This is a genomic window from Cellulomonas biazotea (assembly GCF_004306155.1).
GTDB lineage: Bacteria > Actinomycetota > Actinomycetes > Actinomycetales > Cellulomonadaceae > Cellulomonas > Cellulomonas biazotea.
The window spans coordinates 1-11,853 of the sequence record NZ_BIMR01000031.1 but is presented as its reverse complement, the minus strand read 5'-3'; the positions used below and the strand labels follow the sequence as shown (position 1 = coordinate 11,853).

Below are 11,853 nucleotides of genomic sequence, written 5' to 3'. Positions count from 1 at the left end.
TGCTCGTCCTCGGCCGGCGTGCCGTGCTGGCCGGGCGTGCCGCGGACGCCGCGTGGGAGGCCCGGATGGCCGAGGAGCGTCGCAGCCCGGGCGGTCCGCGGACGGGTGCGATGCGCGCGGTCGCGGAGGCGTCGCGTGCCGCTGCGTCCGCCCCGGCGGGTGCGGCCCGGACGGGTGCGCGTCCCGCGACGGGGGCGACCCCGGTCGTGCCGGCGGCGGCCACCACGACGAAGGCCTCCGGGACGAAGGGCTCCACGACGACTGGCCCCGCGACGGCGACCGACGAGCGCGGCGTGGCGGAGTCCCACCAGGGCGTCCCGCACGCACTGGTGACGGGCCGTGCGGTGCACCCCTCGGAGGCGAGCACGGAGGTCTTCGCGCGGATCGTCGAGGACCGCGGCGAGGAGGCGGCGACGCCCGCGCGCCACGCGTCGACGGGCCAGACCCCGGTCGTCCGGACCTCGGTCAGCGAGCGGCGTGCGGCTGGACCCGACGCGACGAAGGGCTCGCAGAAGGACGCCGCCCCGACGCCCACGGCCACGACGCCCGACGGCCAGGACACGCAGGACGACGACGCGTGGTCGCCCGTGCCGGTGCCGCGTCCCACGTACACGATGAAGGCCACCGCGCCGCGCCGTGAGCCCGCCCCGCTGCAGGACGTCGAGGGGTCGACGGCCGCCCGCGCAACCGAGGCCCTCACGGAGCCGGTCGCGGAGGTGGCGCCCGCCGCGGAGCCGCCCGCGACGACCACGGGCAGCATCGACCTGAACGCGGTCCTGGCGAAGCGTCGGGCCGCGGGGGAGTGAGCCCTCGACCGGTCCGCGCGGCGGGCCGGGCACCGGACTCGATTTCACGATCGACCGGGGCGTGGTGTTAGTCTGTAGCCCGCTCAAGGGGCTGTGGCGCAGTTGGTAGCGCGTCTCGTTCGCAATGAGAAGGTCAGGGGTTCGAATCCCCTCAGCTCCACCGACGAAGACCCTCGTCCGACCAGGCCCAACGGCCCGGGAGGGCGAGGGTCTTCTGCTTGTCACTCCGGCGTGACCGCATCGCGCGTACCCCCCGCGTACCCCGCGCCCCGATTGAGCCTGTCGAGGCCGGCTCTGTCGGCTCCGGTTCCGAGGAAGTGCAGGTACCGATTCGTGGTCGCGATCGACTCGTGCCCGCACCACGCCTGGACCGTCCCGGGGTCGACGCCACGGGACAGCCACAGGCACGCCGCGGTGTGTCGCAGATCGTGCAGGCGACGTCCGCCACCGGTCATGGGCCAGGCCAGTGCGCGCAGCACGGTGGAGCGGTGCAGCTTCCCGCCTCGCGCGGTCGTCAGCAGCAGATCGTGTGGCGCCTTCCCGTGGGCGAGCTCGCGCACGAGCGGCAAGACCCGGTTCGCCAACGGGACCCGGCGCGAGTTGCGACCCTTGGTCGCCTTCCGCCCCACGCCCTCGGGGTCGGACCGGCGCACGAGCAGTCCCGGAGTCGGGACCTCGACGAAGTCGGCGACGGTCAGCGCTCGCGCCTCAGCCCATCGGAGGCCGGTCCACCCGAGGATCAGCAGAACGTCCGCCAGCACCGGGTCGCGCTCCGCCCACAGCTCGAAGTGGCGCTCAAGCTCTGCCTCGGTGAACGGGTGCATCTCGGTCCGTTCCTTCGAGCTCTTCGGCACCTGCACGCCGGTCACCGGGTTGTGGACGATCAGGTTCTCCCGCACGCACCAAGAGAAGAACGTCGACAGGCTGGCGCGACAGCGGACCACCGAGGCGTACTCCAGCGGCATTGGCGCCCGTCCGGGGAGACGTACAGCTGTGCCTAGCCGGACACGTGCTCTGTGAGCACGAACGCTCCCGACTGGGATGCCCTGGACCTGACGGCCGCGCGCGAGCTAGCGCTGTCCGGGGTCGAGGTGGGGGCGTCGGTGGTCGCGCGAGATCGGTCCGGCGACTGCTCGCTGGCTCTTGTCGCCGACGAGCGGACCGGGTGGTTCGTCCTCGTGTTGAGTCACCAGGGGACGGGGGAGTCATTCCTGCCCACGGTGCTCAACCCAGCCGAGGTAGAGACCCGAGTGTGGGGGTCCGTCGCGACGACATTCGGCCACGGTCCGCGACTGCACTATGCCGTCACACGAGCCACCTCGGTGAGCGGTTTTCGCATGCGAGGGCCTGAGGGCGCATGGGGCGTGCGCGCACCCAACGCAGCGGGCTGGGCGGTGGCTTGCATGTCGTTCGACGACTTCACCACGCTTCCGCAGGTCGAGATCCGCGAGAATGGCGCGTGGATCACGATCCCCGAGTAGTTCGTGGGCGAACGTGCCCGCTCGTCGCGGCTGGCGCCTCCTGCATCCCTGGCCTCCGGGTGCCCCGTCGCCTAGGACGAACTCGGACTGGTTCCGTGGCCCGTGGTCGCGAAGAGCAGCAAGTCCCTGGCGCGACGAAGGCCGCTCTCCGGGGAGGGCGGCCTTCGTCGTTGCGGTGCGAGGGGTTGAGCGGGTGGTGCGACGCCCTGGGGCGGGACGCGCAGCCGGTGGCCTCTGGGTCAGAGGATGCCGCGGCGACGGCCGCGGCTGCCGGCGACGGCGGCGACACCGACCGCCGCGAGGCCGATCTGGAGGAACAGCTCGATCCAGTCGATGCCACCGGTGTCCCGGACGCCGATGAGCGAGGCGAGCCAGGTGCCGACGAGTGCGGCGACGATCCCGACGACGATGGTCAGGAGGATCGAGATGCGCTGGCGGCCGCGCACGAGCAGGCGTCCGAGGATGCCGATGATCGCACCGATGATGATCGCGCTGATGATGCCTTCGGGGCTCATTCCAACTCCTTGACATATCGGGGGTCTCTCCGGTACCGGGAAACGTAGGGGGAACCGGGACGATCCGCGCGCCGAGAGCGTCGCGCGTGGCCCACGTCACCCGCAAGATGCGCGCAGACCGGGGCAAAAGCGGACAAGCGACGGCGCGGATGCGACCGCATCGCGGACCCGCGGGCATGATGGCGCCGTGCCGAGCCCCGACCGACCCCGTTCGACGTTTGCCGCCGCGAAGGGGTGGGTCGACCCGCTCGTCGTCCTCATCGTCGCGGTGCTCGTCCTGGGGCTGCTGGTCCCGGCGACGGGGACGTTCGCGGACGTGCTCGCGGTCGTGCGGACGTGCGCGATCGTGCTGCTGTTCTTCCTGTACGGGGCTCGGATGCCGACGCGGGAGGTCGTGGACGGCCTGCGGAACTGGCGGCTCCAGGGGTCGATGCTCGGTGCGACGTACGTGCTGCTGCCGGTGCTCGGGCTGCTCGTGCAGCTCCTGCCGGACGCGGTGCTGGCCCCCGAGCTGCGCACGGGTGTGCTCTACCTGTCGCTGCTGCCGTCGACCGTGCAGTCGTCGGTGGTCTTCACGTCGGTGGCGCGCGGCAACGTCGCGGCGGCGATCACGGGCGCGACGATCTCGAACGTCGCGGGGATCGTCCTGACGCCGCTGCTCGTCGGGGTGCTCATGACGGCGACGTCGGGACCGCTGGGCGGCTCGCTGTCGGGGATCCTGCTGCAGCTCCTGCTGCCGTTCGTCGTGGGGCAGGTGCTGCAGCCGTGGGTCGGCGGGTGGGTGCGGGCGCACGCGCCGCTGACCCGCACGACGGACCGGGCGACGATCCTGCTGGTCGCGTACACGTCGGTGAGCCAGGCGACGGTCTCGGGCGCGTGGGACCACCTGACGGCCGTCGCGCTCGTGGTGCTGGTCGCGGTGTGCGCGGTCGTCCTCGCGGTCGTCCTCGTCGTCACGTGGTGGGGCGGCAAGCGGCTGGGGCTCGACCGGGCCGACCGGGCGGCGCTCGTCATGGTGGGGTCGACGAAGTCGCTCGCGACGGGCCTGCCGATGGCGGCGGTCCTGTTCTCGCCCGCGGTCGCGGCCGGTGTCGCGCTGCCCGTGATCGTGTTCCACCAGCTCCAGCTCGCGACGTGCGCCGTGGTCGCACGCCGGGTCGCGCGCGTCGAGTAGCGTGCCCACGGACGCGCAGCCCTGTCGTCCGAACCGCGTCCGCCGAGAAGGAGTCCCGGTGCCCGACGTCGCCGTCATCCCGCGTCCCGTGCTGCTCGAGAGCACGGGCGGGGAGCCGTTCGTCCTGACTGCCGCGACGATCCTCGTCGTCGACAGCGCGCCGGAGCTCGTCGCGGTCGGCGTCCTCGCCGCGGACCTGCTCGGCCGGCTCTCGGGGCGGCCCGTCGAGGTGCGGTACACGGAGGGCGGGGCGCCCAGCGTGGTGCGGCTGACCGTCACGGACGACCTGCCCGCGGGCGACGAGGCGTACCGGGTCGTCGTGACCCCGCAGCGCGTCGACCTGTCGGCCCGGACGCCCGCCGGCCTGGTGCGGGCCGTCGTGACGCTGCGGCAGGTCATCTCCGACATCGGCGAGGGCACGCTGACCGTGCCGGCGCTGCGCGTCGAGGACCACCCGCGGTACGCCTGGCGGGGTCTGTCGATCGACGTGGCGCGGCACTTCTTCACGGTGAGCGACCTCAAGTCGGTCATCGGGCTGCTCGCGCACTACAAGCTCAACGTGCTCCACCTGCACCTGACGGACGACCAGGGCTGGCGCGTGCACCTGCCGTCCCGCCCGCTGCTGACGCGCGTGTCCGCGGGCACGTCGGTCGGCGGGGGACCGGGCGGCTTCTACAGCCCGGCCCAGCTCGCGGAGATCATCGACCACGCCGCGGCGCGCGGGGTGCGCGTGATCCCGGAGATCGACGTGCCCGGCCACGTCAACGCCGCGACGCACGCGTACGGCGAGCTCACGCCGAGCGGCGAGCCGACCGACGAGTACACGGGCATCGAGGTGGGCTTCAGCCGGCTGCACGACGACCTGCCCGCGACGCGGGAGTTCCTCAAGGACGTCTTCACCGACCTCGCGGCGATGACGCCGGGCGAGTACGTGCACATCGGCGGCGACGAGGTCCTCACGATGGACCACGACGAGTACTCGCGTCTCGTCGGCTTCGTGTCGTCCGTCGTGCGCGACGCGGGCAAGAAGGTCGTCGGCTGGCAGGAGATCGCCTCGACGCCGCTCGAGCCCGGCACGGTCGTGCAGTACTGGGACATCAACGCGGACCCCGCGCCGTTCGTCGCGGCGGCGCAGGCGGGCGCGCAGGTGCTCATGTCGCCCGCGTCGAAGGCGTACCTCGACATGAAGTACGACGCGGGCACCGCGCTCGGCCTGGAGTGGGCCGGGCACGTCGAGCTGCGCGACTCCTACGACTGGGAGCCGTCGTCGCTCATCCCGGGCGTCCCGGCGGAGTCCGTCGTCGGCGTCGAGGCCGCCGTCTTCACCGAGACGCTGACGGACCTGAGCGAGCTCACGTCGATGCTGCTGCCCCGCCTCGCGGCGGTCGCCGAGGTCGCGTGGACCGCGCCCGAGGACCGCGACTTCGACGACTTCGCCGCCCGGGTCGCGCAGCACGGGGCGTTCTGGGACCGCGTCGGGTTCTCCTGGTACGCGAGCCCGCAGGTCACGTGGCCGGCCGCCCCTGCCGGCACGGCAGGCGCGACGCGCTGACGCGCGGTCAGACCCAGCGGGTCAGCCACATGTGGCTGTGCCAGAAGTCGTACGGCACGACCCACGCCGTCCAGATCGGGTAGAAGAACACGCTCACGCCGACGATCAGCGCGAGCAGCATCCCGACGGACGCGATCGCCCACCGGCGCTGCCGGTCCTCCAGGTCGTCCTTCGGGCCGATCACCAGCCCGAGGACGTAGGTGAGCGTGAGCACGACCCACGGCAGGAACGCGATCGAGTAGAACGTGAAGATCGTGCGGTGCGCGTACAGGAACCACGGCAGCCAGCCGGCGGCGATGCCGGACAGGACGGCCGCGGCCCGCCAGTCGCGGAACCGGACCAGCCAGACGAGCGCGACGAGGATCGCCGCCGCCGCGCACCACCACAGCACCGGGTTGCCGAGGGCCGTGATGGCCTGCGAGCAGGAGTCCGCACCGCACGCGTCCTGCGCGGCCTGCCCGGTCAGCCCGGAGACCTCCGTCGGGTAGTAGAACGACGTCGGGCGCCACTGGATGATCCAGCCGAGCGGGTGCGCGCTGTACGTGTGCGGCGTCTCCAGGCCGTTGTGGAAGCCCCACATGTCCTGGTGGTACTTCCACAGCGAGCGCAGCGCGGGCGGCAGCCACTGGACGCCCTGCTCGGGGTTGAGGACCGCCCACTGCCGGTTGTACGCCTCGGTCGAGGTGAACCACGACCACCACGACGCGACGTAGGTGGCCGCGGCCAGGCCGACCATGACGATGCCCGCGACGACCCCGTCGCGCAGCACGCCCGCCCGCACCCAGTGCCGGACGCCGACCGACCGCCGGGCCGTGACGTCCCACGCGACGGTGAGCAGCCCGAACACGGCGAGGAAGTAGATGCCGGACCACTTGGTGCCGATCGCGAGCCCCAGCAGCACGGCAGCGGCGACCCGCCACCACCGCCAGCCGAGCCGCGGCCCCCAGCCGAGGTCCTGCCCCGCGTCGATGACGACCGCCGCGCGTTCCGCGAGCCGACGTCTCGCCTGCTCGCGGTCGAGCAGCAGCGCCCCGAAGGCCGCGAGCACGAAGAACGTGAGCACCGGGTCGAGCAGGCTGATGCGGGACATGACGATCGCCTCGCCGTCGACCGCGAGCAGCACGCCCGCGACGACGCCCAGCGCGGTGGACGCGAACAGCCGGCGCGCGATGCGGGCGATCATCAGCACCGACAGCGTGCCGAGGATCGCGACCGACAGCCGCCACGCCGCCGAGCTCTCCGGTCCGCCGCCGAGCTGCATGCCCAGCCCGATGACCCACTTGCCGACCGGCGGGTGGACCACGTACGACGCGACCGTCCCGAGCCCGCTCGCGTCGCCCGCCTCGAACGCCGGGTTGGGCTCGGCCGACCACTGCGCCTCGTAGCCGCGCGTGATCATCGACCAGGCGTCCTTGACGTAGTACGTCTCGTCGAAGACCAGGTGGTGCGGGCGGCCCAGGTCCCAGAACCGGGCGATGCCCGCGACGACCGTCACGGCGATCGGCCACAGCCAGCCGGTCAGACGCTCGCGGGGCGTCGTCCCGAGCGCGAGCCGGTCCGCGCCCAGCAGGGTCCGCAGCAGGCGCTCGCGCGTGGGCAGCGGCGGCTCCTCGGGCTCCTTGACGGCGTCGAGGTCGTCCAGGTCGCCCGGGTCGCCCGGGTCACCCGGGTCGCCGTCCGGGTCGCCGAGGCCGCGGTCCGGGTCGCCGAGGGCGAGGCCGTCCGTGTCGTCCGGCACGTCCCGCGTGCTGGGCCCGCCGACGGTCACCGTGCCGGCCGCCGGGCCGTGGGGCGGCTCGGCGTCGCCCGGGTGGTGGGCGTCGGGGCGCTCCGTGGGCGCGGCGTCGTCGTCTCGCGTGGGCGGCACAGCGGTCATCGTAGGGGTGAGGGCTGTGCCGCGGGCGGGGTCCGGACGAGGGGTGGACGCCCCGCGGGTGGCAGGCTGTGCGGGTGACCGACCGAGCCGCACGCCCCGCGACGGACGACGACACGGGAGCCGGTCCCCACGACGGGCACCCGGCCGACGCCGACGACGCCCTCGCGCGCGGGTCGTCGGGCGGCCGTCTGGTCCTCGCGGCCACGCCCATCGGCAACACCGACGACGCGTCCGCGCGGCTGCGGGCCCTGCTCGCGGAGGCGGACGTCGTCGCGGCCGAGGACACCCGGCGGCTGCGGGCGCTCGCGGCCCGGCTCGGCGTCGAGGTGCGCGGGCGGGTCGTCAGCCACCACGAGCACAACGAGGCGGAGCGGTCGGCCGAGCTGCTCGACGTCGTCGCGGGCGGCGGGACCGTCGTGGTCGTGACGGACGCGGGGATGCCGGCCGTGTCGGACCCGGGGTTCCGCGTCGTGACGGCCGCGGTCGCGGCGGGCGTCACCGTGACGGCCGCGCCGGGGCCGAGCGCGGTGCTCACGGCGCTCGCGCTGTCGGGCCTGCCGACCGACCGGTTCTGCTTCGAGGGCTTCCTGCCGCGCAAGCCCGGCGAGCGGGCGCGGGCCCTGGCCCTGCTGGCCGACGAGCGCCGGACGATGGTCTTCTTCGAGGCGCCGCACCGGCTCGACGACGTGCTGGACGCGATGGTCGAGTCGTTCGGCGCGGACCGGCCCGCTGCGGTGTGCCGCGAGCTGACCAAGACGTACGAGGAGGTCCGGCGCGGGCCGGTCGCCGACCTCGCCGCGTGGGCGCGCGACGGGCAGGTGCGGGGCGAGATCGTCGTCGTCGTCGGCGGGGCGGGCGGGCCCGCGAAGGTGTCGACCGCGGACCTGGTCGCCGAGGTGCTGTCCCGGGCGGACGCGGGCGAGCGGCTCAAGGACGTCGTCGCCGAGGTCGCGACCGCGGCGGGCATGCCCAAGCGCGACCTGTACGCGGCGGCGCTCGCGGCCCGTACGCGCTGACGCCCGCGGTCGGCACGCGCTCGCGGCCAGGGTGCGCCGACGCACGCTGCGTGATCTCACCCGCGCCGCGCCGAGAACACGGCGCCGCAGCCCTGCGCGGTCGCGCGTCGAATCGTTACGATCGTCGCTCGTGACCTCCGTCCCCCTCGAGGACACCTACGACGGCGCCCACCCCGTGCGCACGCTCGTCGGCCTCTACTCCGCTCAGCGCCGCCGCCTCGGCGTCGCCGCGCTCGCGTTCGCCGCCAAGCACTCGCCGATCTGGGTGATCCCCGTGCTCACCGCCGACGTCATCGACGTCGTCGTCGACCACCGGCCCCTGCGCGAGCTGTGGTGGGCCGCCGCGCTCATGATGCTCGTCGTCGCGCAGAACCTGCCCATGCACCAGCTCTACGTGCGCCAGTTCTCCGTCGCCGTCCGCACCGTCGAGACGAACCTGCGCATGGCGCTGTCCCGCCGCCTGCAGGAGCTGTCCATCGGCTACCACCGCCGCGTCAGCGCGGGGGTCCTGCAGGCCAAGATCGTGCGCGACGTCGAGAACGTCGTCGAGAGCTCCCGGCAGGCGTTCGACTCCGGCATGTCCGCGACCACGACGCTCGTCGGCGCGGTCGTCATCACCGCCGTCCGCGTCCCCGAGTTCCTGCCCGTCTACGCGCTGGCCGTGCCCGCCGCCGCGGGGCTCGTCGTCGTCATGCGCCGCCGCATGGCGTCCCGCAACGCGGCGTTCCGGGCCGAGGTCGAGCAGATGTCCGCGCGCGTCAGCGAGATGACGCACCTCATCCCCATCACGCGCGCGCACGCCCTCGAGCGCGACGAGCTCGACCGCATGGGCGCGACCCTCGTCGGCGTCCGCAACGCGGGCATCCGGCTCGACGTCACCAACGGCTGGTTCGGCGCGCTGTCGTGGATCCTCATGCAGGTCCTGTCCGTCGGCTGCCTCGTCGGCGCCGCGTGGATCGCGTGGAACGGCATGTTCGACCTGTCCGCGGGCGACGTCACGATGCTGTCGAGCTACTTCGTCGCCCTCACCGGCGCCGTCACCGCGCTCATGACCATCGCGCCGATCGTCACCAAGGGACTGGAGTCCGTCCGCTCGATGGGCGAGGTCCTCACCGAGCCCGACCTGGAGCGCAACGCCGGCAAGGCCAAGGTCGACGCCGTGCGCGGCGAGGTCGAGTTCGCGGGCGTGCGGTTCGCGTACGACGACGCGCCCGACGACGTCGCCGTCGACGGGCTCGACCTGCACGTGCGGCCGGGGGAGACCATCGCGCTCGTCGGGCCGTCGGGGTCCGGCAAGTCGACCGTCCTCAACCTCGTCATCGGGTTCCTCGCCCCGACGTCGGGCCGGCTGCTGCTCGACGGTCGCGACATGGCCGAGCTCGACCTGCGCACCTACCGGCGGTTCCTCGCCGTCGTGCCGCAGGAGTCGCTGCTGTTCGAGGGGACGGTGCGGGACAACGTCACCTACGGCAGCCCTGACCTGTCCGACGACGCCGTCGTCGCCGCGCTGCGGGACGCCAACGCGCTCGGGTTCGTCGAGCAGATGGGCGGGCTCGACGCCGTCATCGGCGAGCGCGGTGCGCGGCTGTCCGGCGGGCAGCGGCAGCGCCTCGCGATCGCCCGCGCGCTCGTCCGCGACCCGCGCGTCCTGGTGCTCGACGAGGCGACGTCCGCGCTCGACACCGCGTCCGAGCGGCTCGTCCAGGAGGCGCTCGGGCGGCTCATGACCGGACGGACGACGTTCGTCGTGGCGCACCGGCTGTCGACCATCCGCGGCGCCGACCGCATCGCGGTCCTGCGCGACGGCCGCCTGGTCGAGATCGGCACGCACGGCGCCCTCCTCGCCGCCGACGGTGCCTACGCCGCGCTGGAGCGTCAGGCCGCGACACCCGCCTGACGGTCCGGCCCACCGTGCCCGACCTCCGTCCCGGGTGCGCGCGGCGGGTGCGGTGGGAGGATCGGAGCAGATCCGGGGGAGGACCGCGATGGCACAGGAACGACCGATCGGGTACTGGATCAGGCTCGTCGACCGGCTGCTGGAGTCAGGGCTGGACGCCGAGCTCACCCGCGACGGGCTCACCCGACGCCACTGGCAGGTGCTCACCGTCGTGCAGGAGCTCGGACCGGTCGACGAGGCCGGCGTCGCACGGGCGCTCGCGCCGTTCGAGCCGTCGACGGACGAGCCGGTCGGCACCGCCGAGCTCGCGCTGCTCTCCTCGCGTCGCTGGGTGACCCGCGGGCCGGACGGGTACGTGCTGTCGGCAGACGGCACCGAGCACTGCGAGGCGCTCGCCGAGCGGGTGGACGGCTTCCGCGAGCGCTCGACGCAGGGCGTCGCCGCCGACGAGCACGCGACCACGATCTCCGTGCTCCAGCGGATCGCGGCCAACCTCGGCTGGACGACGCCGGAGGCGTGACACCGGACGTCGCCGGAGCGTGACGCGCCCGACGGTCACGGTCGGCGGGGTGCCCGACGGTCACGGTCGGCCGGGCGCCCGACGGTCACGCCGGGGTGGTCCCGTCGCCTACAGGTCGGTCGACGCGACGAGCTCGGCGCCCGCGGCCCGCATCTGCTCGCGCGCCGCGGCACCGAGCTCCGGGGTGACCGGCGCGGTCAGGTCCGTGAGGACCCGCGTGCGCAGGCCCAGCCCGACGGCGTCGATCGCCGTGGACCGCACGCAGTGCGACTCGGCGAGCCCGACGACGTCGACGTCGGTGACCTCCGCGTCCGCGAGGATCTGCGCGAGGCCGCGGCCCTCCCCGTCGACGCCCTCGAAGCCCGAGTACGCGGCTGCGTACTGGCCCTTCTTCACGCTCGCCTCGGGGACGACCGCGGCCAGCGCCGGGTGCAGGTCCGCCTCCGCGGACCCGGCGACGCCGTGCGGCGGCCACGTGTCGACGAAGTCCGGGGTGTCGGAGAAGTGGTCGCCCGGCTCGATGTGCCAGTCCTGCGTCGTGACGACCAGCGCGTAGCGGTCGCGGTGGTCGGCGACGTACTGCGCGATGTCGCGGGCGACGGCGTTCCCGCCCTCGACGGGCAGCGCGCCGCCCTCGCAGAACGTGGGCTGGACGTCGACGACGACGAGTGCCCGGCGGGCCGGGTCCGCGGTGCTCATGGTGGCGCTCCTCCGGGGTTGGTCCAGGGGTGGGACGGCTGCGGCGTCCAGCCTCGCACGCGTCCCCGGGCGTCACCAGAACACGGCGTCGCGCGGCCCGACGGGACGCCGGAACGTCCACCAGACCCACGCCTGCGCGGCGACGAGCACCGGGACGGCGCACGCGAGGACCGGCCCGACCAGCGCGAGCGTGGTGCCGCTCGCGCTGCCGTCCGCGAGCCGGGGTCCCAGGGTGGCGCCGGCGGCGAGCAGGGGCGACGCGGCGGCGACGGCGACCAGGGCGCGGGCCCGGCCGGGTGCCGCACGCAGCAGCCGCC

At 74.0% G+C, this 11,853-nt stretch carries 10 protein-coding genes, 1 tRNA gene and 2 pseudogenes; 8 read left to right on the top strand and 5 right to left on the bottom strand.

All coding sequences use genetic code 11. The annotated features are described in order from the left end of the window. Together CBZ_RS03210 and CBZ_RS03205 are read left to right on the top strand one after the other, a co-directional pair. A pseudogene (locus CBZ_RS03210) lies at positions 1-806 on the top strand (hypothetical protein); the annotation flags it as partial. Between the two features lie 87 nt (positions 807-893). After that, a tRNA-Ala gene (locus CBZ_RS03205) sits at positions 894-966 on the top strand. 61 nt (positions 967-1,027) lie between these two features. Here CBZ_RS03205 and CBZ_RS03200 read toward each other — a convergent pair. After that, positions 1,028-1,771: a tyrosine-type recombinase/integrase gene (locus tag CBZ_RS03200; RefSeq protein ID WP_130780161.1), complete on the bottom strand. Its 744-nt coding sequence runs from the start codon at positions 1,769-1,771 to the stop codon at positions 1,028-1,030. 51 nt (positions 1,772-1,822) lie between these two features. Here CBZ_RS03200 and CBZ_RS03195 point away from each other — a divergent pair, with 51 nt between their 5' ends. Next, positions 1,823-2,287 (top strand): hypothetical protein, encoded by a 465-nt coding sequence (locus CBZ_RS03195; RefSeq protein ID WP_130780160.1) that lies wholly within the window; start codon positions 1,823-1,825, stop codon positions 2,285-2,287. A gap of 239 nt (positions 2,288-2,526) precedes the next feature. On the opposite strand, the gene CBZ_RS03190 is transcribed toward CBZ_RS03195, so the two are convergent. Then, a complete protein-coding gene (locus CBZ_RS03190; RefSeq protein ID WP_130780159.1) occupies positions 2,527-2,802 on the bottom strand; it encodes a GlsB/YeaQ/YmgE family stress response membrane protein in 276 nt (91 codons plus the stop codon). A gap of 187 nt (positions 2,803-2,989) precedes the next feature. On the opposite strand from CBZ_RS03190, the gene CBZ_RS03185 reads away from it, so the two are divergent. Next, positions 2,990-3,976, top strand: coding sequence for a bile acid:sodium symporter family protein (locus CBZ_RS03185; RefSeq protein WP_130780158.1), 987 nt, complete (start codon positions 2,990-2,992; stop codon positions 3,974-3,976). A 58-nt stretch (positions 3,977-4,034) separates the two neighbouring features. Then, positions 4,035-5,528: a beta-N-acetylhexosaminidase gene (locus CBZ_RS03180; RefSeq protein ID WP_130780157.1), complete on the top strand. Its 1,494-nt coding sequence runs from the start codon at positions 4,035-4,037 to the stop codon at positions 5,526-5,528. A 7-nt stretch (positions 5,529-5,535) separates the two neighbouring features. On the opposite strand, the gene CBZ_RS03175 is transcribed toward CBZ_RS03180, so the two are convergent. Next, positions 5,536-7,404: a dolichyl-phosphate-mannose--protein mannosyltransferase gene (locus CBZ_RS03175; RefSeq protein ID WP_246013002.1), complete on the bottom strand. Its 1,869-nt coding sequence runs from the start codon at positions 7,402-7,404 to the stop codon at positions 5,536-5,538. A gap of 74 nt (positions 7,405-7,478) precedes the next feature. Here CBZ_RS03175 and rsmI point away from each other — a divergent pair, with 74 nt between their 5' ends. From rsmI to CBZ_RS03160, 3 genes are all read left to right on the top strand, one after another. Continuing rightward, entirely contained in the window at positions 7,479-8,420 is a 942-nt protein-coding gene (gene rsmI / locus CBZ_RS03170) for a 16S rRNA (cytidine(1402)-2'-O)-methyltransferase (protein WP_130780155.1), read from the top strand. Positions 8,421-8,550: 130 nt separating this feature from the next. Further along, the gene (locus CBZ_RS03165; RefSeq protein ID WP_130780154.1) at positions 8,551-10,317 is read left to right on the top strand and encodes an ABC transporter ATP-binding protein; all 1,767 of its coding nucleotides are present in this window, start codon (positions 8,551-8,553) and stop codon (positions 10,315-10,317) included. A gap of 88 nt (positions 10,318-10,405) precedes the next feature. Continuing rightward, the gene (locus CBZ_RS03160) at positions 10,406-10,837 is read left to right on the top strand and encodes a MarR family winged helix-turn-helix transcriptional regulator (RefSeq protein WP_130780153.1); all 432 of its coding nucleotides are present in this window, start codon (positions 10,406-10,408) and stop codon (positions 10,835-10,837) included. A gap of 108 nt (positions 10,838-10,945) precedes the next feature. Here CBZ_RS03160 and CBZ_RS03155 read toward each other — a convergent pair whose 3' ends face one another. Beyond that, complete coding sequence (locus tag CBZ_RS03155) at positions 10,946-11,536, bottom strand: isochorismatase family protein (protein ID WP_130780152.1); 591 nt, start codon at positions 11,534-11,536, stop codon at positions 10,946-10,948. Positions 11,537-11,608: 72 nt separating this feature from the next. Beyond that, a pseudogene (locus CBZ_RS20700) lies at positions 11,609-11,853 on the bottom strand (hypothetical protein); the annotation flags it as partial.